26 protein-coding genes and 1 pseudogene are annotated in these 24,715 nt (G+C 72.6%); 11 read left to right on the top strand and 16 right to left on the bottom strand.

The features are described from left to right. Nucleotides 1–11: 11 nt before the first annotated feature. Entirely contained in the window at nt 12–311 is a 300-nt protein-coding gene (locus ACLJQZ_RS30985; protein WP_410623378.1) for a hypothetical protein, read from the top strand. Between the two features lie 49 nt (nt 312–360). Here ACLJQZ_RS30985 and ACLJQZ_RS30990 read toward each other — a convergent pair whose 3' ends face one another. Together ACLJQZ_RS30990 and ACLJQZ_RS30995 are read right to left on the bottom strand one after the other, a co-directional pair. Further along, nucleotides 361–2,058, bottom strand: a complete 1,698-nt coding sequence (locus tag ACLJQZ_RS30990) for a caspase, EACC1-associated type (protein WP_410623379.1) — start codon at nt 2,056–2,058, stop codon at nt 361–363. 4 nt (nt 2,059–2,062) lie between these two features. Continuing rightward, nucleotides 2,063–2,434 carry an effector-associated constant component EACC1 gene (locus ACLJQZ_RS30995; RefSeq protein ID WP_410623380.1) on the bottom strand — a complete coding sequence of 124 codons (372 nt, stop codon included), beginning with the start codon at nt 2,432–2,434 and terminating at the stop codon, nt 2,063–2,065. A gap of 180 nt (nt 2,435–2,614) precedes the next feature. Here ACLJQZ_RS30995 and ACLJQZ_RS31000 point away from each other — a divergent pair. After that, nucleotides 2,615–2,785 (top strand): annotated as a pseudogene (locus tag ACLJQZ_RS31000) (endo alpha-1,4 polygalactosaminidase); the annotation flags it as partial. 21 nt (nt 2,786–2,806) lie between these two features. On the opposite strand, the gene ACLJQZ_RS31005 reads toward ACLJQZ_RS31000, so the two are convergent. The 7 genes from ACLJQZ_RS31005 to ACLJQZ_RS31035 are packed head-to-tail and all read right to left on the bottom strand — an operon-like array spanning nt 2,807 to nt 10,563. Beyond that, complete coding sequence (locus tag ACLJQZ_RS31005; RefSeq protein ID WP_410623381.1) at nt 2,807–3,607, bottom strand: DUF427 domain-containing protein; 801 nt, start codon at nt 3,605–3,607, stop codon at nt 2,807–2,809. Further along, a complete protein-coding gene (locus ACLJQZ_RS31010; protein ID WP_410623382.1) occupies nt 3,604–4,626 on the bottom strand; it encodes a 2OG-Fe(II) oxygenase family protein in 1,023 nt (340 codons plus the stop codon). The genes ACLJQZ_RS31005 and ACLJQZ_RS31010 overlap by 4 nt, the downstream gene beginning before the upstream one ends. 1 nt (nt 4,627) lies before the next feature. Next, entirely contained in the window at nt 4,628–5,173 is a 546-nt protein-coding gene (locus tag ACLJQZ_RS31015; protein ID WP_410623383.1) for an alpha/beta fold hydrolase, read from the bottom strand. Continuing rightward, nucleotides 5,170–7,176, bottom strand: a complete 2,007-nt coding sequence (locus tag ACLJQZ_RS31020; RefSeq protein ID WP_410623384.1) for an ABC transporter ATP-binding protein — start codon at nt 7,174–7,176, stop codon at nt 5,170–5,172. The genes ACLJQZ_RS31015 and ACLJQZ_RS31020 overlap by 4 nt, the downstream gene beginning before the upstream one ends. Further along, nucleotides 7,173–8,048 carry an ABC transporter permease gene (locus tag ACLJQZ_RS31025; protein WP_410623385.1) on the bottom strand — a complete coding sequence of 292 codons (876 nt, stop codon included), beginning with the start codon at nt 8,046–8,048 and terminating at the stop codon, nt 7,173–7,175. The genes ACLJQZ_RS31020 and ACLJQZ_RS31025 overlap by 4 nt, the downstream gene beginning before the upstream one ends. Next, nucleotides 8,045–8,998 carry an ABC transporter permease gene (locus tag ACLJQZ_RS31030; RefSeq protein WP_410623386.1) on the bottom strand — a complete coding sequence of 318 codons (954 nt, stop codon included), beginning with the start codon at nt 8,996–8,998 and terminating at the stop codon, nt 8,045–8,047. The genes ACLJQZ_RS31025 and ACLJQZ_RS31030 overlap by 4 nt, the downstream gene beginning before the upstream one ends. Then, complete coding sequence (locus ACLJQZ_RS31035; RefSeq protein WP_410623387.1) at nt 8,995–10,563, bottom strand: ABC transporter substrate-binding protein; 1,569 nt, start codon at nt 10,561–10,563, stop codon at nt 8,995–8,997. Before ACLJQZ_RS31035 ends, ACLJQZ_RS31030 begins: the two co-directional genes overlap by 4 nt. Before the next feature lie 327 nt (nt 10,564–10,890). On the opposite strand from ACLJQZ_RS31035, the gene ACLJQZ_RS31040 reads away from it, so the two are divergent. After that, a complete protein-coding gene (locus tag ACLJQZ_RS31040) occupies nt 10,891–11,445 on the top strand; it encodes a peptidase inhibitor family I36 protein (protein WP_410623388.1) in 555 nt (184 codons plus the stop codon). A gap of 364 nt (nt 11,446–11,809) precedes the next feature. On the opposite strand, the gene ACLJQZ_RS31045 is transcribed toward ACLJQZ_RS31040, so the two are convergent. Further along, complete coding sequence (locus ACLJQZ_RS31045) at nt 11,810–12,199, bottom strand: HPF/RaiA family ribosome-associated protein (RefSeq protein ID WP_326952459.1); 390 nt, start codon at nt 12,197–12,199, stop codon at nt 11,810–11,812. Between the two features lie 85 nt (nt 12,200–12,284). Further along, nucleotides 12,285–13,319 (bottom strand): alpha/beta fold hydrolase, encoded by a 1,035-nt coding sequence (locus tag ACLJQZ_RS31050; protein WP_410623389.1) that lies wholly within the window; start codon nt 13,317–13,319, stop codon nt 12,285–12,287. A 134-nt stretch (nt 13,320–13,453) separates the two neighbouring features. Between ACLJQZ_RS31050 and ACLJQZ_RS31055 the strand changes: the two genes are divergently transcribed. Genes ACLJQZ_RS31055 through ACLJQZ_RS31065 form a run of 3 tightly spaced genes read left to right on the top strand, consistent with a single transcriptional unit; the run spans nt 13,454 to nt 15,095 of the window. Continuing rightward, nucleotides 13,454–14,101 (top strand): class I SAM-dependent methyltransferase, encoded by a 648-nt coding sequence (locus ACLJQZ_RS31055; protein WP_410623390.1) that lies wholly within the window; start codon nt 13,454–13,456, stop codon nt 14,099–14,101. 48 nt (nt 14,102–14,149) lie between these two features. Continuing rightward, on the top strand, nt 14,150–14,338 hold the full coding sequence (locus ACLJQZ_RS31060; protein ID WP_410623391.1) for a hypothetical protein: 189 nt from the start codon (nt 14,150–14,152) through the stop codon (nt 14,336–14,338). Nucleotides 14,339–14,369: 31 nt separating this feature from the next. Next, nucleotides 14,370–15,095, top strand: a complete 726-nt coding sequence (locus tag ACLJQZ_RS31065) for an NAD(+)/NADH kinase (RefSeq protein ID WP_410623392.1) — start codon at nt 14,370–14,372, stop codon at nt 15,093–15,095. A 44-nt stretch (nt 15,096–15,139) separates the two neighbouring features. On the opposite strand, the gene ACLJQZ_RS31070 is transcribed toward ACLJQZ_RS31065, so the two are convergent. Together ACLJQZ_RS31070 and ACLJQZ_RS31075 are read right to left on the bottom strand one after the other, a co-directional pair. After that, nucleotides 15,140–15,910, bottom strand: coding sequence for a polysaccharide lyase family 7 protein (locus ACLJQZ_RS31070; protein WP_410623393.1), 771 nt, complete (start codon nt 15,908–15,910; stop codon nt 15,140–15,142). 80 nt (nt 15,911–15,990) lie between these two features. Beyond that, nucleotides 15,991–16,572 carry a TetR/AcrR family transcriptional regulator gene (locus tag ACLJQZ_RS31075; RefSeq protein WP_410623394.1) on the bottom strand — a complete coding sequence of 194 codons (582 nt, stop codon included), beginning with the start codon at nt 16,570–16,572 and terminating at the stop codon, nt 15,991–15,993. Between the two features lie 104 nt (nt 16,573–16,676). Between ACLJQZ_RS31075 and ACLJQZ_RS31080 the strand changes: the two genes are divergently transcribed. The 4 genes from ACLJQZ_RS31080 to ACLJQZ_RS31095 all read left to right on the top strand — a co-directional run bounded on the left by ACLJQZ_RS31080 (nt 16,677) and on the right by ACLJQZ_RS31095 (nt 19,640). Further along, nucleotides 16,677–16,850, top strand: coding sequence for a hypothetical protein (locus ACLJQZ_RS31080; RefSeq protein WP_410623395.1), 174 nt, complete (start codon nt 16,677–16,679; stop codon nt 16,848–16,850). Between the two features lie 40 nt (nt 16,851–16,890). Next, nucleotides 16,891–17,358, top strand: a complete 468-nt coding sequence (locus tag ACLJQZ_RS31085; protein ID WP_326950658.1) for a cupin domain-containing protein — start codon at nt 16,891–16,893, stop codon at nt 17,356–17,358. Between the two features lie 185 nt (nt 17,359–17,543). Then, a complete protein-coding gene (locus tag ACLJQZ_RS31090) occupies nt 17,544–18,863 on the top strand; it encodes a GH25 family lysozyme (protein ID WP_410623396.1) in 1,320 nt (439 codons plus the stop codon). Between the two features lie 48 nt (nt 18,864–18,911). Beyond that, nucleotides 18,912–19,640 (top strand): D-Ala-D-Ala carboxypeptidase family metallohydrolase, encoded by a 729-nt coding sequence (locus ACLJQZ_RS31095; RefSeq protein ID WP_410623397.1) that lies wholly within the window; start codon nt 18,912–18,914, stop codon nt 19,638–19,640. Nucleotides 19,641–19,792: 152 nt separating this feature from the next. On the opposite strand, the gene ACLJQZ_RS31100 is transcribed toward ACLJQZ_RS31095, so the two are convergent. From ACLJQZ_RS31100 to ACLJQZ_RS31110, 3 genes are all read right to left on the bottom strand, one after another. Next, the gene (locus ACLJQZ_RS31100) at nt 19,793–20,791 is read right to left on the bottom strand and encodes a helix-turn-helix domain-containing protein (RefSeq protein WP_410623398.1); all 999 of its coding nucleotides are present in this window, start codon (nt 20,789–20,791) and stop codon (nt 19,793–19,795) included. Between the two features lie 114 nt (nt 20,792–20,905). Beyond that, nucleotides 20,906–21,103, bottom strand: a complete 198-nt coding sequence (locus ACLJQZ_RS31105; protein WP_410623399.1) for a hypothetical protein — start codon at nt 21,101–21,103, stop codon at nt 20,906–20,908. 11 nt (nt 21,104–21,114) lie between these two features. Then, nucleotides 21,115–22,692, bottom strand: coding sequence for a long-chain-fatty-acid--CoA ligase (locus ACLJQZ_RS31110; protein ID WP_410623400.1), 1,578 nt, complete (start codon nt 22,690–22,692; stop codon nt 21,115–21,117). Between the two features lie 216 nt (nt 22,693–22,908). Here ACLJQZ_RS31110 and ggt point away from each other — a divergent pair, with 216 nt between their 5' ends. Beyond that, nucleotides 22,909–24,699, top strand: coding sequence for a gamma-glutamyltransferase (gene ggt / locus ACLJQZ_RS31115; RefSeq protein WP_410623401.1), 1,791 nt, complete (start codon nt 22,909–22,911; stop codon nt 24,697–24,699). Nucleotides 24,700–24,715: the final 16 nt, after the last annotated feature.

Consider the following 24,715-nt stretch of genomic DNA (forward strand, 5'->3'; position numbering starts at 1 on the left):
GAGGGTATGTCATGACCCACCAGCATTCCTGGCGCACGATGGTCGCCAAGCCGGCCGGAGTCCGTCCACTGCACTGGCTGGTGATCGCCGGTTACGCGCTGGTGGTCGCCGGGGGCGCCAAGGGCGTTTCACTGCTCACCGCGGGCATGATGACGGGTTTCCCGTTGGTGGGCGCGTGGTTGATGCTCGCCTTGGGGCTGGCCTACGCCGGCGTGCGGCTCCGCCCGGCCATCGGCGGCGCGCTGCTCGTCGGGTTCGGCGTCGGTGCCCTGCTGGTCGTGTTCTTCGCGGGGATGCGGATGCTCGGATGACGGCACGAGCGGTCCCCCGTGAGTCCGATGTGGACTGCCACGTCCGGTGTCATTCCGTGAGCTGCGGACCGGTGTTGATTTCGGGGATCAGGCGGCCGAGGGAGTCCTTCCAGGCTCGGGCGTAGCGGCCGTCGCGGTAGCTGTGCGCCAGAATGTCGTGGATCGCCTGCCTGAGCGTCGGATCGTCGATGGCGACCGCGATCCCGTAGGCCGTGTCGCCGAAGCTGGTGTTGAGGAGACGGGTGCGTCCGGCCAGCGCCTTGTCGTAGGCGACCAGCAGTGACCGGTCGCCGGTCACGGCCTCGACCTGGTGGCGCAGCAGCAGCCTGAGGCACTCGTCGACCGAGGTCCGGGTGACGATCTGCCCGGCGTCGCCGAGGTAGGGTTTCACCCCTTCCAACCCGGTGCTGCCGGCGACCGCGCACAGGGTTTTGCCGCCCGTGCGGAGGTCTTCGGGATCGTTGATCGCCGTGTCCCCGGCGAGGACGAGCAGGGTCTGAGCGCTGATCTCGTAAGGGCCCGCGAAGGCGATGCGGCGTTTCCGCTCGGTGGAGATCGCCATGCTCCCGGCGACGAAGTCGACCTCGTGTTGTTGCAGGGCCGAGACCCTGGCCGCGACCGGGAGTTCGGTCCAGGAGATCCGGCCGGGTGGGTAGCCGAGGTCGGCGGCGATGATTTCGCCGATGGCGACGTCGAAGCCGCGCAGGCTCCCGTCGGCGCAGCGTTCGGTGTGACCCGGCCGGCCGGACACGATCCCGACGACGATCCGACCGTGGGCCTGCCGGTTCGCGCGCGCCTGGGTGACGGCGGGTGTGGTTTCGCCGTCGACGGCGGCCGGTGACGGCGGTGGTGCGGGGTTGGCGCAGGCCAGCACGGCGTTGACCGGCTGGTCCGGCGTCGGCGGCGGCAGCGTGTCGGCGCTGGTGAGCAGCACGGCCGCGGCCGCCACCGCGGCGGGCCAGCGTCGCCGAGGCACGGCCAGGGCCACGGCCGGCGGCCGCGCCGCGGTGGCCGCCGTGTTGCGGACGAGGACGATGCGGTGGCCGGCGTTGCGGCTGCGCAGCTGGGGGATCGGCCGGTTGCGGGCGTCGAGTTCCGCGCGCAGGTGGTGGTAGATCGTCTCGACGTCCAGGAGGGCGGGGCCGTCCGGCACGCCAGTGCTCAAGGTGTGGAGCAGGGCGCCGGTGAAGGCGGTGAACGGCTCGCCGCGCGGCGCGAGGGCGGTCCTGGTTTCGGCGGTGGCCGTGAGCACGCAGGTGCCGCTGATGGCGACCCGATCGCCCAGGGCCGCGGGGCCGGCGAGCGAGCCGCCGAGGGCGATGCCGCTGTAGCAGCAGTCGAGGAGGACGACCTTGCGGCGGGAGCGGATGGTGGGGTGCTGCATGGCGTGGCGCAGCCAGCGGTAGGGGAGCGCGGTCCAGGGCCGGTCGGGGTCGGTGCCGGTCAGGGCGAGGTGGAGCTCGTCGGAGTCGGGGTCGACGAAGCCGTGGCCGGCGAGGTGGAGGACGAACAGGTCGGTGGCTTCGGCGGCGGCCGCGCGGACGGCGTCGAGCACGGTCGTGGCGGAGGGCGGATCGGCCAGCACGCGGCAGTGCGCGGCCGGCAGCCCCCACAGCCGCGGGTCGGTCAGGGCGGTGGCGAGCTGGGCCGCGCCGCGGGTGACGGACGGCAGGTGCGGCAGGCAGCGGTAGCGCCCGGTGCCGACGATCACGGCTCGGGAGCGCCCGGTGTCGGCGAGGGAGTCCATGGCCTCAGGCGGGTTCGTCGTCCTCGGGAATCCTCAGCGCGCGGGCGATGGCGGCGATCTCCTCGGCCGAGGCACCGGTGACGTCGACGACGACTCCGTCTCGTTCCAGTGTCACGGTGGGCGGCACCGCTCGGCGCTGGGCCCGCCAGCCCGCGACCGCCACGACGAGGCTGGACAGCGCCAACCCGTTGGCGACGACCGTGTTGATCACCTCGAAGGTACCCTGCTGTTCGTCGTCGGAGGGGCCGCCGAAGCCGGTCAGCAGCGCGTGGGCGTCCGGGTCGTCGCCCAGCCAGCGCCACAGGGAGCCGGGCTCCCGGTCCGGGCGGACGGTGATGACGGCGGCGTGGTTCTCGATCGCGGGGTTCAGGGTCACGCACAGCAAGTCGCGGGAGGAGGGCTGTCCGCTACAAGCTGTCCTCGGGAGTGGGCCGAGGCCGCCGATCGCGGCACCGGACGGGCCGTCGATATCGGGTGGACCGGATGTGCTGTGCGGTCAATCGATCATTTTCTCCATTCGGCCGTGAATGATTAGACCATCCCCAATGGAGTCGATGTGACGCGCAACCCTGACAAGGTCGTCGACCCGGACTGGCACGAGGCGTTGCTCGACCTCCGCACGGCCGACAAGCGCTCCCGGGTGGCCGCGCAGATCAACGGGATCGTCGACTCCTGTGCGGGCAAGGGGTTCCAGGCGATCGAGCCGGACAGCTACGACAGCTACGAGCGGTCGAACGCGACCCCGGGCTCACCCGGCTACGAGGCGGCTGGTGAACGGCGTCACCGGCCGTTCGAGCAGCTCGCCGTCCACCTCGATGTCGACGATCTCGTTGTAGAACGCGACGTGGTCCTTGATCGGCCCGGCGGCCGGGATCGGGGCCGGGTAGGCCCACGCCGCGTTCGGCGCGTCCGGAGTGGACCAATAGCGGGCGGTGCCCTTGTACGGGCACGACGTCTGCAGCGGAACCGGCGTCAAGCGGTCGAAGTGGACGTCCTCGGGCGGGATGTAGTAGCGGATCGGCAGGCGCGTCTCGAACAGCAGGACCGGCCGCCGGGTCTCGGCGACGAGCACGTCGCCGATCGAGACGCGCACCCACCGCGAGCCGGGCAGGGCGTCGACGCGCTTGTACGGGTCGCGGGGGTGGACGAAGTTCTCCTCTTCCTCTTCGTACCAGTGCTCGACGCCGGGCGAGGTGCGGCCGAACCAGTCGAGCGCGAGGTGCCCGGCCAGCTCGGGCACTTCCCCGGAAACGTCGTAGTCCCAGGCGAGCGCGGGGAACCGCCGCACGTCGAGGGTCAGGTCGTACCAGGTGCGCACGCCCGGCCGGTCGCGCCCGGCCGCACGCGGGGTGAGCAGGTCGGTCCGGACGTCGCCGGCCGGGAACGCGTACAGCGGCACCGGCCGGCCCGGCTCCCAGACCAGCACCGGGTGCGTGCTGTCGACGACCGTCGTCTCGCCGATCACCCCGCGCACCCGGCGCTCGCCCGGTTCGTAGGTCAGCTCGCCCGCCGGAACCGGGTGGCGCCGGGATGCCGCGAGGTCGCTCATTCGGTCACGGCCGCCACGTAGGGCCGGCCTTCGCGCCAGGCGGCGACCTGCTCGGGCCGCCCGAACACCGAGAGGTACTCCTCGACGCCGGACTTGACCGAGTCCCAGAGCAGGAACGGGTCGTACTCCGGCTCCTCGTCGCCGACGACGAACGGCGCCAGCGGCTCGACGACCGTGTCCACCCGGGGGTGCCAGAACACGCCGCTGGACAGCCGGGTCACCGTGCCGCCGGCGACGACGCGGTGGCGGCCCGCGCGCAGCACGCCGTTGGTCCACCGCGACAGCAGCGACCCGGTGAACACCTGCAGCGCGCCGGGTACGATCGGGACGGGCAGCCAGGTCCCGTCGACCTGCTGGCCCTGCAGGCCCTCGTAGTCGCCGCGCTGGTGCAGCACGGTCAGCGCGGACCCGTCCGCGTGCTCCAGCAGCAACAGCTTCTCTCCGTCCTCTGTGGACGAATCGTCGTGGGTCCACGTCGGGTAGTTGTTGACGGTGAAGGTGGTGTGGTGCGGGGTCGCGGCCACCGGGAAGACGTCCGGGTCGACCTCGAGGGCGCGGGCGTAGAGCCGGAGCACGCGGCCGGCAAGGCCGGTGGCGGCGTCGTGGTAGGCGAGGGTGACGTCGCGGAAGCCGGGGTCCTGCTGGGGCCACACGTTCGGGTGGGCGAACTCGCCGGTGTACTCGGCGGGCAGTCCGGCCGCCTCGGCGTCGGCGGGGCTGTCGTACCGGCCGATGCTGAAGCGCTCGAGCTCGAGGCGGCCGAAGTCGTCCGGCCACTGCCGCCAGCCGCGGTACGGGTGCCCGGTCGGGCTGGCCAGCCCGATCTTCTCGGCGCGGGGCAGCGCGAGCAGCGCGGCGACCCGGTTGTGGAAGTCGTCCACGAGGTCCTGCGGGACGCCGTGGTTGACGACCTGGATGATGCCCAGCTCGGTCCCGGCGGTGCGCAGCCGGGCCAGTTCGGCGGTGTTGCCCGCTTCGGCCGCGGCGACGTCGATCAGGGTGATTTCCGGTGCGCTCATCTCAGTTTCCCTTCCGGACGGTGGTGAGGGCGGCGGCGAACGCGCCGGGATCCCCGGGGGCGGCGAGTTCGGTGATCGTGGTGCCGGGCAGCTGCTCGCGCAGCGCGGTGACGTCGTCGCCGGGCTCGGTGCCGGCGAGCACGACGGTGCCCAGCTCCGCGCGCCGGAGCGCCACCGCGAGCGCGATGACGCCGCCGGCGCCGATGCCGGCGATCACCCGGGCGCGGGGCGCGAACGACGCCACGGCCTCGACGACGTCCCTGGCGGCCCGTTTGGGGGTGCCCGCGCTGCCGCCGGAGCGGCCGGTGCCCGGCGGGTCGATGACCACCACCGGCTCGCCGAGCGCCAGGGCGACGCGGTCGAGGGACCGGGCGTCGGTGCCCGGGGCGGGCAGGAGCACCAGCGCCGCCGGCCCGGCGCCCCAGAGCACGCCGCTGACGTTGATCCCGGCCGTCACGGTGACCCAGCGCCGGTGCACCACCTGCGCGGGCGCCTCGGCGGCGACCTCGGCGAACTCGTTTTCGGGCTGGATCCGGGTGTCGGTCATCGAGGCTCCTTCTCGGCGGCGAGCGGACGGGACTGGGGCAGGCGGTCGGCGGGCAGGTGGCAGCGGACGTCGTGGCCATCCCCGAGGTCGCGGGCCGGCGGTGGCTCGTCGTCGCAGAGCGGCCCCAGGTGGTGCGGGCAGCCCGCGGCGAACACGCACCCGGCGCCGGCGTCCGCGCGCCGCGGCGCTTCGGTGACCTCGGCGCGGTGGGCGGCGGTGACGAGCAGGTCCGTGTAGGGGTGGTGCGGCCCGGCGAGGACGTCGGCGGTGCGGCCGGTCTCCACCAGGCGGCCGCGGTAGAGCACGCCGACGCGGTCGGCGAGGTAGCCGACCACGGCGAGGTCGTGCGAGATGAACAGGACCGCCGTGTCGGTGGTTTCCCGTTGCCGCGCCAGCAGTTCCAGCACCCCGGCCTGCACGCTGACGTCGAGCGCGGACACCGGCTCGTCACAGATCACCAGGTCCGGCCGGCCGGCGAAGGCGCGGGCGATGGCCACCCGCTGCTGCTGCCCGCCCGACAGCGCGGTCGTCCGGGCGGCGAGCAGATCCGGGCCGAGCTGGACGCGCTCGGCGAGCTCCCGCGCGGTGCCGGTGCCCCCGAGCGTCCGGATCGCGCGGCGCAGGACGGTGCCGACGCGCTGGGCCGGGTTCAGGGTGCTTTCCGGCTGCTGGAACACCATCTGGACCCGCCGCCGGAGCCCGGACCGGCGCCGGCCGAGCGACGCGGGCAGGTCCGCGCCGGACAACGTCATCGTGCCGGCGCCCCCGCCCGGTCCCAGCCCGGCGATCGTCCGTGCGAGCGTGGTCTTGCCGCTGCCGGACTCGCCGACCAGGCCGAAGACCTCGGCCGGGCGGATCTCGAACGTCACGTCGCGGACCACGGGCCGGCCGCCGTAGCCGGCGGTGAGGCCGTCCACTCCGAGCCGGCTCCCGTCCGGCCCGCCCGAGGACGTCACTTTCGTAGGGAAAGATGCGTCCAGGGGGTCCGGAGGCGGCACTTTCCTGGTGAAAGACGCGTCCGGGCGGACTGGGAGTGGGGCGAGCCGCTCGGCGTGGTGGCAGCGCACCGTCCGGCCCGGCGCGAACTCCGTGGCGCCGGGTTCGGTGGTGCGGCACAGGTCGTCGGCGAACGCGCAGCGCGTGGCGAAGCGGCAGCCCCGGAAGCCGTCGGCGGCCGTGGCCGGCGCGCCGGGGATCGCGGCGAGCCGCCGGACCGAGCGGGGGACACCCACCTCGGGCGCGCACGCCAGCAACGCGGCGGTGTACGGGTGCGCGGGCCCGCGCAGGACGGCGTCGGCGGGGCCGAACTCGCTGCCGCGGCCGGCGTAGAGCACGGCGATGTCGTCGCAGAGCCGGCCGACCAGGTCGAGGTCGTGGCTGATCAGGACGACCGTCACGGACAGCTCGCGGCGCAGCCGGTCGAGCAGGGTGAGGATCTCCCACTCGACGGACGCGTCCAGCCCCGTCGTCGGCTCGTCCAGCACCAGCAGCTTCGGCTGCTTCGCGAGGGCGGCGGCGATGACCACCCGCTGCTGCTGCCCGCCGGACAGCTCGTGCGGGTAGCGCCGCGCCACCGACGCGGGCAGCCGCACGCGCTCCAGCAACCCGGCCGCCCGTTCCCGCCGGCCGGGGCGGGGAACGTCCTGCAGCGCCAGCGCTTCGGCCAGCTGGGCACCCACCCGCATGGTCGGGTCCAGCGCGCCGCCGGCCTCCTGGTGCACGAACGCCAGGTCCCGGCGACGCCAGGTCCGCAGGTCACGGCGGGACAGCCCGAGCACGTCGACCCCGCCCGCCGTGATCCGCCCCGACACGATCCGGCCACCGGCCGGGAAGTGCCCGCCGAGCGCGCGGGCGATGGTGGTCTTGCCGGACCCGGACTCCCCGACGATGCCCAGCATCCGCCCTTTCGCGACGGTCAGGGACACGTCGTCCACCGCGCGCACCTCGCCCACCGCCGTCCGGTAGGCGACCCCGAGGTTCTCGACGACCAGCCCGGCGCTCATGCCGCCTCGAACCGGGCGCGCAGGTCGTCGGCGACCAGCGCCACGCCGACGACGAGGGAGGCGATGGCCAGCGCCGGGGCCAGCACGGTCCACGGCGCGGTCGGCAGCCACGCGCGGTTGTCGGAGACCGAGGTGCCCCAGTCCGGCGAACCGGGTTCCTGGCCCAGGCCGAGGAAAGCGAGGGTCGCCACGGCGAACACCGCGTCGCCGAGCCGGGACGTCGCCTCGACCAGCACGGTCCGGGCGACGTTGGGCAGGATCTCGCGCAGCATCAGCGACCAGCCCGGCTCACCGCGCAGCCGGGCCGCGTCGACGTAAGGCTTGGCCCGCTCCACCAGCGTGGCCGCACGCACGCTCCGGGCGACGATCGGGACGAACGAGATGCCGATGACGAGCACCAGCACCGAGGCGGAATGCCCCAGCAGGGCGACGAACAGGACGCTCGCGATGATCGACGGGAACACCAGCACGGCGTCCAGCACGCGCATGATCACGCCGTCGACCCAGCGGCCGTAGGTGCCGGCGAGCAGGCCGATCGCGGTCCCGGCGAGGACGGCGAGCAGCGTGGCGACCGGGGCGATCCGCAGCACCGGCCGGGCACCGGCCAGCACCCGGGAGAAGGTGTCGCGGCCGAACTGGTCGGTGCCGAGCAGGCTCGCCCCGCCCGGGGCGGCCAGCCGGTGCGCCGGGTGCTGCAGCTGCGGGTCCTGCGGCGCCAGCTGCGGCCAGAACACGGCGACGACGACCCAGCCGAGCACGAGGAGGAGCCCGAGCGCGAGCACGATCGGGACCCGCTTGCGACGCCGGCCCGGCGGGAGCGCGACGGCGGTGACGAGCGCGACCGGGGGCGTCGCCTGCCGGAGGGCGCTCACGCGGCCACCCCGCGGCGGATCCGGGGGTCGAGCAGCCGGTAGGCGAGGTCGACCGCGGTCATGATCAGCACGTAGCACAGGCCCAGCACCACCGCGGTGGCCTGCAGGGTGGGCAGGTCCTTGTCCAGCGCCGACGTCAGCAGCAGCGCGCCCGCCCCCGGGTAGTTGAACAGCAGTTCCACCGCGACGAGGCCACCGAGCAGGAACTGGGCCTGCACGCCGAGCGCGCTGACCGCGGGCACGGTCGCGTTGCGCAGCACGTGCCGCCGGACGACCTGCCACCGCGTCGACCCGCGCAGCTCGGCCGCCCGCACGTAGGTGCTGTCCACCACGGACACGGTGCCGGCGCGGACATGCCGGGCGACGTAGCCGGTGCACAGCAGCACCAGCGACAGCGCGGGCAGCACCAGGTGCTCCAGCCGCAGCACCAGGCTCGCGCCGGACGGCGTCTGCGCGGACGCGGGGAACCAGCGGACGTTCACCGCGAACACGACGAGCAGCACCACACCGGTGACGAACTCCGGGATCGCGCCGAACACCAGGCCCAGCCCGCTCAGCACCCAGTCCAGCGGCCGGTCGTGGTGCAGGCCGCTGAGCACCCCGGCGGCCAGCGCGACCGGCACGAGCAGCACGAACGCGAACCCCGCCAGCAGCAGGGAGCTGCCGAGCCGGTCGAACACCAGGTCGCGCACCGGGACGTGCAGCGTGAGCGACGTACCCCAGTCGCCGCGGACGAAGTTCCCCGCCCACCGCAGGAACCGGTCGGACAACGGCTGGTCGAGCCCGAGCGACCCGCGCAGCCGGGCCACCGAAGCCTCGCTCGCCTCGCGGCCCAGCACCGTCCGCGCCGCGTCGCCGGGCAGGATCTCGGTGGCGAGGAACACCAGCAGGGACACCACGAACAGCGTCACCGGGATGGCGACGGCGCGGCGCAGCAGCAGCCCCGTCACGCTCGGGACACCGCGCTGAAGTCCACAAAGGACGACGGGTGTGCCTTGATCCCGGTGAAGCGGGTCTTGTTGTAGGCCCGGACGGCGCCGTTCCACAGGGCGAGCACCACCGGGACGTCCTCGTGCAGGACGTCGGCGATGATCTTCGCCTGCCGCTTGCGCTCGTCGTCGGTCGTGGCGCCGTCGTAGGCGACGAGCGCCGCGTCGAGCCGCGGATTGCGGTACTTCGAGCCGTTCCACACGCCGTCGGAGGTGACCATGGGCCGCACGAACTGGCTCGGCGCCGGGCGCCCGGCCCAGCCGACGAGGTTGGCCGGCGTGAACAGCCACGGCGTGTCCTTGGCCTGGTCGCCGCCGTAGAACGCCTTCGACGTCTGCTGGTCGAGGGTGACGTCGATGCCGGCCTGGCGGAGCTGGTCCTGCACCGCCAGCGCGAAGTTCTTGCTCGGCGGGTCGAACGACAGCGGGAAGCTGAGCGTCCCGACGCCGGCCGCGGCGAGCAGCTCCTTGACCTTCGCGGGGACCTTCGCCCGCTGCGGGATGTCCTTCGGACCGGCCGCGAACAGCGGGGCGTACAGGTGGTCGTTGCCCAGCTGGGCGATGCCCGCGTCGACCACCTCGTTGAGCGCGGGCCGGTCGAGGGCGTAGGCGATCGCCTGGCGGACTTCCTTGCGGTCGAACGGCGCCTGGTCCACCCGCAGGGTCAGCGCGGTCATCGCGGTGCCGGGGACCTTGTCGAGCACGACGTCGCCGGTCTCCTGGATGATCGACGGGTCGGTGATGACCAGCGCGTCGATCTCGCCGCTGCCCAGTGCGAGCTGCTCGGCCTGGGCGTCGGCGTAGAACTTGATCTCCACGCCGTCGAGGTACGGTTTCCCGGGCTGCCAGTACTTCGGGTTCCGGGTGAAGGTGGCGCCGGTGGACGGGTCGTAGCCGCCGAGCAGGAACGGGCCGGTGCCGATCGCGTGGTCGGTGAACGCGCCCGCGTAGTCCGGCTTGAGGATCACGGCGTTGTAGTTGCCCGCCGACACCAGGAACGGGAAGTCGGAGAACGCCCGGTCCAGCGTGAACACGACCGTCGAAGCGTCCCTTGTGGATACTCCGCCCGCGCTGAGCACGGACTTGAACGCGGCCAGTGCGGCGGAGTCCTGGGCCGGGTCGAGCAGCCGGTCGAACGACGCCTTCACCGCGGTGGCGTCCAGTGGCGTGCCGTCGGAGAAGGTGACGCCCGCGCGCAGGGTGAAGACCCACCGCTTGTTGCCGTCCTCCGCGGCCCACTTCTCGGCCAGCCGCGGCGTCAGGCTGAAGTCGTTCTCCAGCCAGATCAGGTAGTCCGCGACGAGCTGCACGATCGCGATCGCCGAGCCGTCGTACATCGTCACGGGATCGACGGCGGTCGGCGGCGCCGGAGTGCCGACCCGCAGCGTGCCACCGGATTTCGGCGGGCCGCCGGCAGGCCCGGCGGTGTTCCCGGCGTCCACGCCGCACGCGGCGAGCAGGGCGGCGAGGCCGATCCCGCCGGTGCCACGCAGCAGCATCCGGCGTGAGAAAGCGCTTTCGATCATGGTGGACGTCCTTGCCGAAGGCGACGAGGACGTCACCGATCATTCAGGGAAAGGGTGTGACAGCAACAAATGCGTCTGGGCCGGGTGGCCGGCGGGTGCGACGGATCGATACTCGCACGGCGCTGTCGCCGCTGCCAAGAGAGGGAAGCGGCCGTTCAGCATCTGGGAGAGGCGCCGGATTTGCCGAAGAAACGGCAACGAGATTGGGCCCTCCGGGCGTACCGGTACCGGCGACCGGACCATGGGGAAAGGCGGACCGGCTCGACGCGGGCGCTCAGCTCAGGGTCACGCACAGCAAGTCGCGGCAGGAAGACAGCGTCCGATCGGGTGAAGCAGGCTTCACCGCCTCAACGGTTCAGCCTCATGAAACGTGACCGTGCGGGTGTCCGGACCGCGGACATCGTCGCAAGACGGTCAGTGCCGTGGCGCGCAGGAGATGCCACGTCATCGACCGGACCGGGAAAGGGAATCGGCATGGGCACCATCGGGAAATCTCTCGTCCGGACGGCGTTGGCCATCGGCGGAACCATCGCCATGGTGATGGCGATGGCCACCACCGCCTCGGCGGTATCGACGCCTCGCAACGGTCACTGCGAGCCGGGTGAGTTCTGCTTGTACTACGGGAACGGCGAGACCGGCTCGGTGTCCGACTTCAACGGCTCCGTCGCCGACTACGGGCGTACCCAGCCGACCTGCTACGAGTTCAAGGGCGCCGGCCTCGGCAAGGGCAAGTGTGTTTGGAACGACGCCGCCTCGGCGAAGAACAACACCACCGGCCACACCATCTTCCTCTACTTCGCCGACACTCACTTCGCCCTGAGCGTCGGGCAGTCACTCAACATCAACAACCGGGACACTTCGCACAAGTTCGTCGTCAACTAGTCCGCCTCGACCAAGCCGCCGCCGACCTGCGCGCGCGTCTACAGTGGACACTTACCGACCTGACACCGCGACAAGACCGTTCTGGCTTGATCACGCCGCCGACCAGTGTCGCGAGTCGCGTCGGGAGCGTCCCGGCCCCCAAACGCCCCAATGTGGCGTTGGGTGCGTTCAACGCACCCAATGTGGCGTTCGGTGCGTCCAACGCACCCAACGCCACATTGGGGCGCATTACCCGGCCCCGTCAACGAACCTCGGACCGCGACACCAGGTCCGGGCAGCCAGCCCCTGTTCGTGTCCGGACGTGGTTGGCGGCGCCTCGGTGAAGGTGACCAGCGTGATCGCCACCGGCCGCGTGGGAAGGTGTTCAGTCCCGCGGCGCGTCTTCGATCGTGCCGACCTGCTCGAGGTCGTCGGGAGCGGGCATGTGCCGGATGCTTTCGCCGCCCTTGTGGTCGTGCGCCTTGGTGTACCGGGAGTCCAGCACCTTTCCCAGTTTGTGCGCCGCCCCGGCGTACGCGTCGTCCACGGTGGTGGCGTGGTGGGTGACCGCGACCGGCTGCTTGCCGCCGGGCCGGGCCTCGATCACGCACTTCTTGTCTTCCGGCTTGCCGCCGCCGTCCTCGCTGAGGTGCACCTCCACCCGGGTCAACCAGCCGTCGAACCGGGAGAGGCTGGTCTCCAGGTCGGTGGTCACGAAGGTGGCCAGTCCTTCGCCACCGTGGACGTTGTGGTCGGTGTTGACCTGGATCTGCACGAGCACCCTCCAAAGCGGGACAACGATGATCTCGTGGCAGTACCACGAGAGCGGCCGGCTCAAACCCGGTGGCGCCCGGCGCAGGTCAGAGCAGTCCGGCGGTGGCGGCGTGCGCGGCGGCCGCCGCTCGGGACGTCACGCCCAGCTTGCCGCGGATGTTCGACACGTGGCGGTGCGCCGTGTGGGCGCTGATCCCGAGCCGGCGGGCGATCTCCTGGTCGCTCAACCCCTGCGCGACCAGGCGCAGCACGTCGAGTTCGCGTTCGGAGAGCTCGTGACGCGGCGAGCCGGCCCGGCGGGCGCGCCGGCCGGCGCCGAGGAACTCCCGCACCGGGCGGACCAGCGCTTCCACGTCCCCGCGCCAGGGCAGGTGGTCGGTGCCGTCGAGCGGGACGAACGTGGCGCCCGGGATGCGGGCGGCGACGTCCTGGCCCAGAGCGAACGGGATCGCGCGGTCGTCGCGGCGGTGCAGGACGAGGGTCGGGACCGCGATCGTGCCCAGCCGGTCCCGGACGTCGAACGCGTACACCGCCGCGAGCGAGCGCTCCGCCTTCTCCGCCGTCAGGCCGGCGCGCTGGAAACGGACGAACTCGTCGCGTTCCGCCGGGGTCGCGGTCGGCAGGAACAGGTCGGCGAAGACCCGCGAGCCCACGCCCCAATGCCGGCCGACGAGCGCCAGCAGGGCGTCCCGCGCGTCCGCCGTGGCGATCTCGGTGCCGCGGGCGTAGCTGCCGTACAGGACGAGCCGCTCCACGCGGTCCGGGTGGGCCGCCGCGTACGCCATGGCGGCGCAGCCCCCGGACGAGCCGCCGAACAGGCTCACCTTCGCCCCGGCCGCGTCGACGACGGCGCTCAGCGCGGCCACTTCGTCGGCGAGCGAGGTGACCAGCGGCCCGGCGGGGTCGGACATGCCGACGCCGGGCCGGTCGTAGCGCACGAGCGTGAAGTGGTCGCCGAGCAGCCCACCGAACCGCCGGAACAGCGGGTTCCGCCAGTCCAGCTCGAGGTGCCCGCACCACCAGCCGCCGACGACGAGGGGCGGGCCCGCGCCGGTGGTGGCCCAGGCGACCGGGCGCTCGCCCGCAGCGGTGAACCGCACGGCTTGGTCTTGCTCCGGCATTTCCCCAGCTTAGGCCGGTCCACGAGCCGGCGTGGCCCGTTCCGGCCAGCACCCGGAATGGCACGAGCGGGTGATGCGGTGGGCGGGCGGCGGCTGATGTGCTGCGTCGCATCAAGTGGTGCGGAGGAGGAACGATGGCCGGAGGGGACGACGTGGGGACACGGGACGGGCTCGGGGAACGGTTCGGGGCGGCGCTGTACGACCCGTTCCTGCGCCGGGGGGAGCGGCTGGGCCTGGCCGGCCGGCGCGCGGAGCTGCTGCGGCGGGCGCGGGGACAGGTGGTCGAGATCGGGGCGGGGACCGGGCTCAACGTCCGGCACTACCCGCCGGCGGCGGAGGTCGTGCTGAGCGAGCCCGTCCCGGCGATGTACCGGCGGCTCGAGAAGCGTGTGCGCGGCCGCGCCGGGATGCGGCCGGTGCGGGCTGCTGCCGACGCGCTGCCGATGGCGGACGCCAGTGTCGACACGGTCGTGTCGACACTGGTCCTCTGCACGGTGCCCGACGTCGACCGGGTGCTGGCCGAGCTCGTGCGGGTGCTGCGGCCCGGGGGCCGGCTGCTTTTCCTCGAGCACGTGCGCGCCGAGGACCCGAAGGCGGCGCGGCGGCAGACGCGCCTGGCGGGGCCGTGGGCGGCGTTCGCGCAGGGCTGCCGGTGCGACCGCGACACCGTCGCGCTCGTCAAGCAGCGGTTCGGCATCGAGGACCTGAGCACGGCGCGCTGGCGCGGCATGCCTTCGGTGGTGCACCCGCTGATCATCGGGACGGCGACGCCTGCCCGCTGACGTCCGTCGCTCGAGCGTTCCCGGCACCGGGCGGCCAGAATGATCCTCATGGCAGATTTAGGGATCACCCGCGTCGGCGTGGTGGCGCACCCGCGGAAGCCGGTGCGCGACTCGGTCGACGTGCTGGTCTCGTTCGCCGAGCGGCACGGGGTCGAGCTGGTGGTGCGGGAGACCGACGCCGCGCAGGTCGGGGCCGGGGTGGCGGTGGTGTCCGACGAGGGGTTCGCGGCCCGATAACACCGCGCCCAGCCTCGGCGGGGACGGCACGATGCTGGGCGCGATGCGGCTGGCCGTCGAGCGGCCGGTGCCGGTGCTGGGGGTGAACTACGGCAACGTCGGCTTCCTGGTCGAGATCGCGCCGGCCGAGCTGGTCGGCGCGATCGAGCGGGTGCACGCCGGGGACTTCGAAGTCGAGCCGCACAGCTGCATCGCGCTGGCGGAGGGCGACGCGGCCGCGGTCGCGTTCAACGACGTCGTCGTCGGCGGGGCCGAGCCCGGCGCGACGGTGGAGGTCGACCTGCTGGTCGACGGGGCGCAGTTCGGGTACTACCGCTGTGACGCCCTGATCCTGAGCACCCCGACCGGCTCCACCGCCTACAACTACGCCGCCGGCGGACCGGTGATCTCCCCGGCGGCGGAAGTGCTCGCGGTGACCCCGGTCGCGTCGATGTCGGGCGTCAGCCGCTCGATCGTGCTGCCGGCCCGCGACGTCGTCACGCTGCGTGGAACGACCCGCAGCGCGCCGCCGATGCTGCGCGTCGACGGGAACGCCTGGCGGCCGCTCGAGCCCGCCACCCCGCTTACCGCCACCCTGCGCCCGGACGCGGCCCAGGTCGTCCGCCTGGATCCCGGCCGCCACGCCCGGCGCAGCCGGGTCAAGCTCAGCCTCCTCGACCTGCCGCTGCGTCCCGAGCAGATGGCCGAGCTCCTGCCCACGGACATGCGCGAGGACCTGGCCCGCCTGCGCGAACGCCGTCAGCTGCCGGAGCACTGACAGGCCGCTGAGGGCAGCCGTCGCCGGAAAGTCGTGATCCGCCTTCAGTTCGCGTGGGTGACGGTCAGGGCGTGGATGACCACTTCGCCGTAGTTGGCGTCCGAACACGGCGCGGACTTGTCGCAGTTGGCTTGCGTGTAGGCGCCGGCTTTGAAGTAGGCGCCGCTGAACTTCTGGGAGATCGTGGTCTGCAGGGCACCGTTGTAGTACGCCTTGACCTTCCCGCCGGAGACGACGTACTTGGCCTCGAACTCCGTGCCGAGCTGGTAGGTGCCGGTGACGAGCTTGTAGTGGGTGTCGTCGCCTTTGGTGACGTAGAGGTTGCTGCCTTCGAGGCGGAACACGGTCAGGTCATCGTCGGAGCCGTGGATCTGGCCGGCGACCACCTGGTTCTTGTCCTCGGGCAGGTGCGTGATCGCTTCCTTGACCACCATCGTGTGGGTGCCCGAGGTCGAGGACCAGCTCGCGTTCTTCGACCCGTCGGTCTCGCGCAGTTCCGAACGCGGGTAGCCCGACCCGCTCGTGGTGACGCCGTTCACCGCGGCCCGGAACCGCACGCCGGTGCAGTCGGCCGTCGTGGTGAACCAGGGGTCGGCGCGGTAGGTCGCCAGTTCGGGCTGCTTCACGTTCTTCGAGTTCTCGGCCTCGCCGATCGGCAGGCCCTCGTACCAGTTGCGCAGGTCCAGGACGTCGGCCGGATAGGTGCAGGACGCCCGGGCCGGGCCGCCCGGCGCCGCGATCGCGGACGCACCTCCGGCGAGCACCGCCACGGCACTCAGGACCGTCGCCACCGTCAACCCGCGCTTGACCGTCATCGGTTCCCCCTGTGTATGCGGCTGTGGACGCATCGTAAGTTTCCGTCGCCGAAGGCGTCAACGGCGTGATCTTCCGACGGTCAGCGGTTCCGGAGCCCGGCGACGTAGATGTCGGCTTGGCGGCGGGCCGTGGGTTTCCAGTCCGGGACGTCGGGCAGGCCTTGCGCCAGCAGCGCGCCGAAACCGACGATGTCGGCTCTGGTCACGTCGGGCCGGATCGTGCCGTCGTCCTGCCCTCGTTCGAGGATCGCGCCCAGCGTCCGGTGGGCTTCGTTCCGGAGCGCGACGGTGGCCTGGTCGCCGGGTGCCGGGCCGCCGTGCATCGGCAGGACGAGGTCCCGCCCGTGCTCGATGGTCCGCTCGAGGAAGAAGCGGATTCCCTCGAGCGCCGGTCCGTCGAGGGCCGCGGCCCGGCGGGCGGTGTCCAGCACGAGCTGGAAGGACCGGTGCGTCAACGCGCCGAGCAGCGCGTCCCGCGAGGGGTAGTGGCGGTAGACCGTCCCGACGCCGACCCCGGCGTCGGCCGCGATGGTGGCCATCGGGACCGCGGTCCCTTCCCGGCGGACCGCGACGGCGGCGGCCGCCAGGACCCGGTCGCGGTTGTCGGCCGCGTCCCGTCGTGGCCCCCGGCGCCGGACGACCTTGTCCTGTTCTTCGGTCACGGCACCGATCATCGCAGCTCGACGGTCCGGGGCGCCGTTGACAGGCTGTTAGACGGACGATATCGTCCGTTTAAGGCCTGCGAGTGCCGGGAAGAAGGACCTACGTGACGTCCGCGACGAGGACCTCGACTACGCCCGGCGGCTCGGCGCGGCCGGGGGTCGACGTGGAGTTCCACCTGCACCCCGGGGTGCCGCACGAGTTCGAGACCTTCGCCTGGGACACCGACGTCGCCCGCCGCGCGGTCGCCGACCGCCTGCGTGTCCTCGGTTCCCGCTGACCGTCCAGTCCGCACCCGTCCGCTTCGAACGGAGCCACCGATGAGCATGGCCTACCTCGCCCAGCCCGACCAGCAGCAGAAACTGGAGTGGCTCGACGGCGGCACGCTGTCGATCCTGCTCGACAGCGCGGCCACCGACGGCCAGCTGATGGTCGGCCGGTTCGACGTCGAGAAGGGCGAAGCGCCGCCGTTCCACCTGCACACCAGGGAAGACGAAGTGTTCATGCTCATCAAGGGCACCGCGCTGGTCTGGGTGGGGGAGGAGGAGATGGAGCTGGCGGAGGGCGGCATCGTCTTCCTGCCCAAGAACATCCCGCACGCCTACCGCATCACGTCCGCGAAGGCCGACCTGCTGGTGATCAACACCCCGGCGGGCATCGAGGGCATGTTCCGCCACGCCGGCCGCGACCGGGCCGAACCCCGGCCCGACGGTTTCGAGATCTCCCCGGACCGGATGGCCGAGGCGGCCGAGAAGTTCGGGAACGTCATCGTCGGCCCGCCGCGCTGACGTCGATCCGCGGCCGCCGGACACCGTGATCCGGACCGACCCAGGCCGCCGGGGCCGGGACGGCGTCCCAGCGGTGTCCCACGGGGGTGGCGTTCCCGCTGGTCCGGTGGGATGGGACTGTCCCGGCGTCCCGAGTCGGTCGCTGACCGCGACCGGCGGGGGCGGGCACTGCCAGCCTGATCGCCATGCAAAGACTCGCTCTGGTCGTCGCGGTGCTGCTGGTGTTCCCCGCCGCGGCCGCTGCCACAGTCGCGGCCGAACCCGTTGCGGTGTGCGGGCACACCACCGCCCAGCCGACCCTGCAGCAAGGGGCGACCGGCACCGAGGTCGCCGAGGCCCAGTGCGAACTGAACCTGGCGACCAAGGCGAGCAAGTACACGCCCATCGGCGCGGACGGCTCCTTCGGCGCGGCCACCGACGCCCGGGTGCGCGTGTTCCAGCGGTGCGCCGCGCTGAGCGTGGACGGCCAGATCGGGCCGAACACCTGGGCCGCGCTGAACTCGTGGGCCGCGCGGCCGAAGAAATGCGCCACCCAGGGCACATCGGACGCCGCGCAGAGCGTGGTGTGCGGCCTTTCCACGGCCCGCCCGACCCTGCAGAGCGGTTCGTCCGGCACGGACGTCAAGGAGCTCCAGTGCCGGCTGAACCTCGCCATGGAACCGGGGCACTACCCGCCGCTGACGGTGGACGGCAACTTCGGTGACGGCACCCGCAACCGGGTGATCCAGTTCCAGCACTGCGTCAACGCCAGTGCCGACGGCGTCGCCGGGCCCACCACGTGGGCGAAGGTGGCCGACTGGTCCAGCCGCAACGCCTACTGCGTGCCGCCGAAGCCCGCCGGGCGCCCGATCGACGGCGTCGACACGGCGAAGTACCAGCACCCCGGCGGCGCGCCGGTCAACTGGGCCGCGGTGAAGGCGTCCGGCGTCGAGTTCGCGACCGTGAAGGCGACCCGCGGCCTGAACACCACCGACGAGTACCTGGCCACGGACCTGCCCGCCGCCCGCACCGCCGGCCTGGCCGTGGGGCCGTACCACTTCTACACGGGCACCACGGCCGGCACCGGCGGCGCGCAGGCGGACCGGTTCATCGCCGCGGTGCGGGCCACCGGGTACACCGGCAAGCGCGCCGGTGACCTGCCGCCCGTGTTCGACCTGGAGTGGAAGGACGACGGCTCCGGCGGCTGCCCGCCGTACGTCACCGTCGCCGACGCCAAGGCGTGGCTGGACAAGGTCCAGGCGGCGTTCGGCCGGACCCCGATCATCTACACCCAGAAGTCGTTCCTGGACGCCTGCCTGGGCGGCACCACGGCGTTCGCGGCCTATCCGATGCAGCTCGCCGACTACCGCCAGTCCGTCACGCAGCCGGCGCTGCCCGCCGGGTCGAGCACCTGGCTGATGTGGCAGTACACCGACGCGGCCATCCCCGACGGCATCCCCGCGCCGGCGACCGGGGACGTCTTCAACGGCACCCAGGCCGATCTCGACCAGCTCGCCAACCGCTGAATCCCCGCCGGAAATCCCCGCTAGGAAAGGACGAGAATGAGTCTCTCCATGAGCCGTCGGACGCTGCTGCGCAGCGCGGCGGTGATCGGCACCGCCGTCGCGGTCAGCCCGCTCCTGCTGCCGGGCATCGCCCAGGCGTACCCGTGGTCCCGCACCCTGGCCGAGGGCAGCACGGGCGCCGACGTCACCGAACTGCAGATCCGGGTGGCGGGCTGGACGGCCGACTCGGCGAGCCACAGCCGGGTCTCGATCGACGGCGAGTTCGGCCCCGGCACGGCCGCGGCGGTCCGCCGGTTCCAGGCGGCCTACGGCCTGGGTGCGGACGGCGAAGCCGGCCCGGCCACCCAGAGCGCGCTCAACGCGCTGGAGCAGAGCGACGGGTCCACCGCGCACTTCAACTTCAGCGAGTTCACCGACCGGGTGAGCGGCACCTTCAACGGTGGCAAGGTCAGCGCGGCCACCGCCAAGGAGAACGCCCGCCGCTGCATGTACAAGCTGGAGGCGGTGCGCAAGAAGCTCGGGAACAAGCCGATCACGGTGAACTCCGGGTTCCGCAGCATCGCGCACAACGCCGAGATCGGCGGCGCCAGCGACAGCATGCACATGTACGGCACCGCGGCCGACCTGGACGTGCCGGGCGTGGCCAACAAGACCGTCTACCAGAAGGCGGAGACCAGCGGCTTCTCCGGCCTGGAGACCTACAACACCGACCACCAGCACGTGGACAGCCGGGCCGACCTCGGCCGCGCGTGGTGGTGGGAGAACGGGACGGTCTGACCGGCGCTGGGGGTCTGACGCCGGAAACCCCGGCCCCGGGGGTTTCCGGCGCCAGGATCCCCGGACCGTGCCCGCTGCCGTCGGTGTGTCGGCCGTTCCGGGAGGGGCGTGACGAGCGCTTGCACCGACGCTCGGCCCGGCGTCGCGCGCGCTCAGTGCGACCGGGGGGCCTGGAGGGCTGCCGAGCAGGACGGCCAGTCGCGGAAGTCGTGGTGCGCACTCCACAGGCGGTGCGCCGCGTCGATGTTCCAGACCGGGTCGAACGCCTGCCGTGGCGTGCCGCCCAGGTCCAGCAGGCGGGCGTCGGAGATCTGGAAGATCCCCCAGTTGCGGCTGCCGTTCGTGTTCGGTAGCACCCACAGCGGATCGAGGAACGAGGCGCAGCGGGCGATCGCGACCGCGGTGTCCGGCGCCTCGGTGAACACGGCCCGGATCCGCTGCTCCACCACCGGCCCCGACCAGGCCGCCAGGCTGGTCCGGTGGTCGTACAGCGCGTTCTTGGTGGCCTCGTCGACGACGCCGCGCGCGGGCACGCCGGCCAGCACCTGGAACGCGGTGACCCGGCGCAGCGTCTCCGGGCCGAACGAGCCGTCGACCGAGAGCCGCCCCTGGGCCGCGACCAGCAGGTTCTGCACCTCGGTGACGCACTCGTCGTGCTGGCCCATGCTCACCGGCGGCTGACAGGCCGGGGAGAACAGCACCCGGTCGGCGTACCGGCCGGCGGGCGGCTCGGACCCGTCGGCGGTGACCCAGACCAGGCCGCCCGCCAGCAGGATCATGATCGCGATGGCCAGTGCCGCGTACCCGCGTCTACGTCGCGGCGTGACGTCCGCAGCGGCGGTCGGCGGCGCGGTCGCGGGGACGACCGGCGCCTCGGCGGGCTCCGCCGGCGCTTCCTCGACCCGGCCGGCGTCGGCCAGGGCCCACAGCTGGTGCAGTTCGCGCAGTTCCTCCGCGGACGCGCCGCAGACCTTGGCGAACGAGTGGACCACGCGGTAGTCGGCGGGCACGCTCTGGCCCGAGCAGTACCGGTGCAGGCTGGAGCCGCTGGCCCCGGCCCGCCGGCCGAGACGTTCGTAGCCCTGCCCGCTGCGGTCCTTCAACATGCGCAGGTAGGCAGCGAACTTGTCCGCGTGCAGGGTCACGGTCACTGGTACACCTCGCTCGGGCGAATGACGGACGGAAGCTAGCACCGTCCCGCCGGAAGCCGGGCGGAAATTCACGGATTGGGCCACTCGGCGGCTCACGGTCCGGCCATGTGGTGGTCACCGCCGGGGCTCAGTATCCGGGGCGCAGTCCTGCACGTTCCAGGTCCCGGTGCCCTGGTCGAAGTAGCCGACGTCGATCGTGGCCGTGAAGGCGGAGCCGCCCGGCACGAGGCCGGGCGGCCCGGAGTCCGGCAGGACCGTCTTGTCCACCGCTTGCCGTCGCGGGGGCAGACCGGTGACCCGGCCATCCTGCACGTCGGCTGACCTCACACGGGATTGTCCACAGTGGATAGTTCAGTGTAGGCGATGTCCCGCCCCGCGCGCTCCCAGAGCACGTCGGGGCCGGTCAGGCCCTCGGCGGACAGCTGCCGCTTGACGACCTTGAACGTCGACGTCCGCGGCAGCTCCCGGACCGTGCGTACGTACCGGGGCACCTGTTTGGGCCCGAGATCGCGCTGGCCGGCGAGGAAGCGGCCGAACTCGGCGGGGTCCAGGGGCGTGCCGCCGGTGACGATGGCGGCCATCACCTGGTCTCCGGTCACCGGGTCGGGCACCGCGTAGACGGCGGTGTCGGTGATCGCGGGGTGGCGCAGCAGGATGCGCTCGATCGGTGCGGTGCCGAGGTTCTCCCCGTCGACGCGGAGCCAGTCGCCGAGCCGCCCGGCGAAGAAGCAGAACCCGGCGGCGTCGGCGTAGGCGAGGTCGCCGGTGTGGAACCGGCCGCCGCGCAGCCGTTCCGCGTCGGCTCCGGGGTCGCGGTAGTACCCGGCGAACCAGCCGGCGCCGGTGGTGTTGACCAGCTCGCCGACGGCTTCCCCGGCGTTGGTCAGCCGGCCGTCGGGATCGAACTCGGCCGGTGGGCACGGCCGGCCGGTGTGCGGGTGCAGGATGGCGACGTCGCCGGCCGGGCGGCCGAGGGAGCCGGCCGGGGTGTCGTCGGTGCGGGCGAAGCCCACGCCGCCCTCGGTGGAGCCGAACGCGTCGACGACCTTGCAGCCGAAGCGGTTCTCGAACGCGGCCAGGTCGGCGCTCGCGCCTTCGTTGCCGTAGACGAGACGCAGGGGGTTGTCCGCGTCGTCCGGACGTGGCGGGGTGGTGACCACGTAGGACAGGGGCTTGCCCACGTAGCTGGCGTAGGTCGCGCCGAACTTCCGCACGTCGGGCAGGAAGCCGGACGCGGAGAACCGGCGGCGCAGCGCGATGCCCGCGCCCGCCGCGAGCCCGACCGCCCAGCCGGCCATGATGGCGTTGGAGTGGAACATCGGCATCGTGACGTAGACCGTGTCCGTTGTGGACAGTTCGAAGCGCTGGGCGAGCATCGCGCCGGGAAACGCGATCTTGCCGTGGGTGCAGCGCACGGCCTTCGGGTCGCCGCTGGTGCCGGAGGTGAAGATCAGCATGAGCAGGTCGTCCGCCGCCGCGGGGACGGGATCGAGCGGCGCGTCCGCCGACGGCCACGATTCCAGGTCCCGCACGCCGATCCCGCCGAGGTCCAGTCCCGCCAGCAGGGGCCGGTACTTCCGCTCGGTGACCACGAACTGGCAGTCGGCGAGCCGGATGTCGCGCGCGAGGGCCTCACCGCGGCGGGTGGGGTTGAGCCCGACCAGCACCGCCCCGGCGAACGCGCAGGCGCCCAGGAGGACGGAGAACGCCGGCACGTTGTCGGCCAGAATGCCGACATGGGGCGGTTTGTCCCAGTCCAGCGTCGCCCGGAGGTCGGTGGCGCGGCGGGCCGAAGCCCGGACGTGCTCGGCCCAGGTGTAGCTCTCGTCCTCGAACCGCAGGCCCGGACGCTCGTCGGCGGCGCGGGCCAGCAGCAGTTCGGTCACGGTCGGGACGCTCATCCGCGCACCTCCAAGCACCGGTGGCCAAAAGTGAAACAGGTTCTACTTCTATCACGGTGACCGGTGCGGGGTCCACCACGGCCGGGTACTCCGGAAATCACCAAGTCTTCCTCAAGCCCATTTTCTTTCCCTCGCACCGGTGTTAGACCTGCGGTGGTGCTTCCGGACAGCGTGGTCACCAGGGCGGTGGTCACTCGTCCCGGAGAAGGGACGCTCATGCGCACAGTCCGATCAGTCCTCACGGTCGGCGTCGTCACCACCCTGGTGCTGACCGGGGCCGCAGCGCCCGGTCAGGCCCGGCCCCAGCCGCCGAAACAGGCCGTGGCCGTGGGGTCCGGCGGGGCGGTCGTCTCCAACACCCCCGAGTCCACCCAGGCCGGAATCGACGTCCTGCGCCGGGGCGGTACCGCGGCCGACGCCGCCGTCGCCGTGGCCGCCACCCTCGGGGTCACCGACCCCTACGTCGCCGGGCTCGGCGGCGGTGGCTACTTCGTCTACTACGACGCCCACACGAAGAAGATCTCCACCATCGACGGTCGCGAGGCGACGCCCGCCGCCGACGGCCCGAAGATGTTCATCGACCCGGCCACCGGGCAGCCCTACCCGTTCGAAACCGCCGTCGAGAGCGGCCGGTCCGTCGGGGTGCCCGGCATGCTCGCGACGTGGCAGCGGGCCCTGGACAACTGGGGCCGGTTCAGCCTGGCGGACAACCTGCGCCCCGCGGAACAGGTGGCGGACCGCGGATTCGTCGTCGACCCGGCCTTCTCGAACCAGACCACCGAGGAAGCGGCCAAGCTGGGCCAGTTCAGCTCGAGCGCGAAGCTGTTCCTCCCGGGCGGCAAGGCACCGGCCGCCGGCTCGGTCTTCCGCAACCCCGACCTCGCCGCCACCTACCGGCAGATCGGCCGCGAAGGCATCGGCGCGTTCTACGGCGGTCCGGTCGGCCGGGACCTGGTGAACACCGTCCAGCACCTGCCGCTGGCGAAGAACGCCACCATCACGCCGATCCCCGGCCCGATGCAGCTGTCGGACCTGCGCGCCTACCGGGCGCTCGACGCCGCGCCGACACACGTGAACTACCGCGGCTACGACGTCTACAGCATGGCCCCGTCCTCCAGCGGCGGCATCACCGTCGGCGAGTCGCTGAACATCTTGCAGAACTTCGACCTCGGCAAGATGTCCACCGTCCAGGCCCTGCACCACTACCTGGAGGCCAGCCGGCTCGCCTTCGCCGACCGCAACCGCTACATCGGCGACGCGCGCTACGTCGACGTCCCCCAGCAGCAGTTGCTGTCGCGGTCGTTCGCGGCGACCCGGGCCTGCAAGATCGATCCGGCCCGGGCCGGGCAGAGCCCCGTCGCGCCGGGCGATCCGTACCACCCGCAGGGCTGCAAGAGCGTCCCGGCGGCGTCGGCCGACGGCAACGAGAACCACACCAACCACTTCGTCGTCACCGACAAGCAGGGCAACGTCGTGTCCTACACGAACACGATCGAGCAGCAGGCCGGCAGCGGCATCACCGTGCCCGGCCGCGGGTTCGTGCTCAACAACGAGCTGACCGACTTCAACTTCGCGCCCACCCAGGGCACCGCCCCCGACCCGAACCTCCCGGCGGCCGGCAAGCGGCCGCGTTCGAGCATGTCCCCGAGCATCGTGCTGCGCGACGGCAAGCCGTTCCTCGCCGTCGGTTCCCCGGGCGGCGCGACGATCATCACGACCGTCCTGCAGATCCTCGTCAACCGCATCGACCTGGGCATGAGCCTGCCGCAGGCGATCGCCGCCCCTCGCGCGTCCCAGCGCAACGCGGCGACGACGGACGCCGAGGCGGCGTTCATCGCGCAGCCGACCACGGCGGGGCTCGAGGCGCTCGGCCAGAGCTTCACCGACGTCGGCGACATCGGCGTCGCGGCCGGGCTGGAGTTCCTGCCCCACGGCCGGGTCCTCGCGGCGGGCGAACCGGCCCGCCGTGACGGCGGCACGTCCGCGGCGGTCGTCTCCCGCCGGTGAGGTGCGCACCGGCCGG

Source organism: Amycolatopsis sp. cmx-8-4 (assembly GCF_046548675.1).
GTDB lineage: Bacteria > Actinomycetota > Actinomycetes > Mycobacteriales > Pseudonocardiaceae > Amycolatopsis.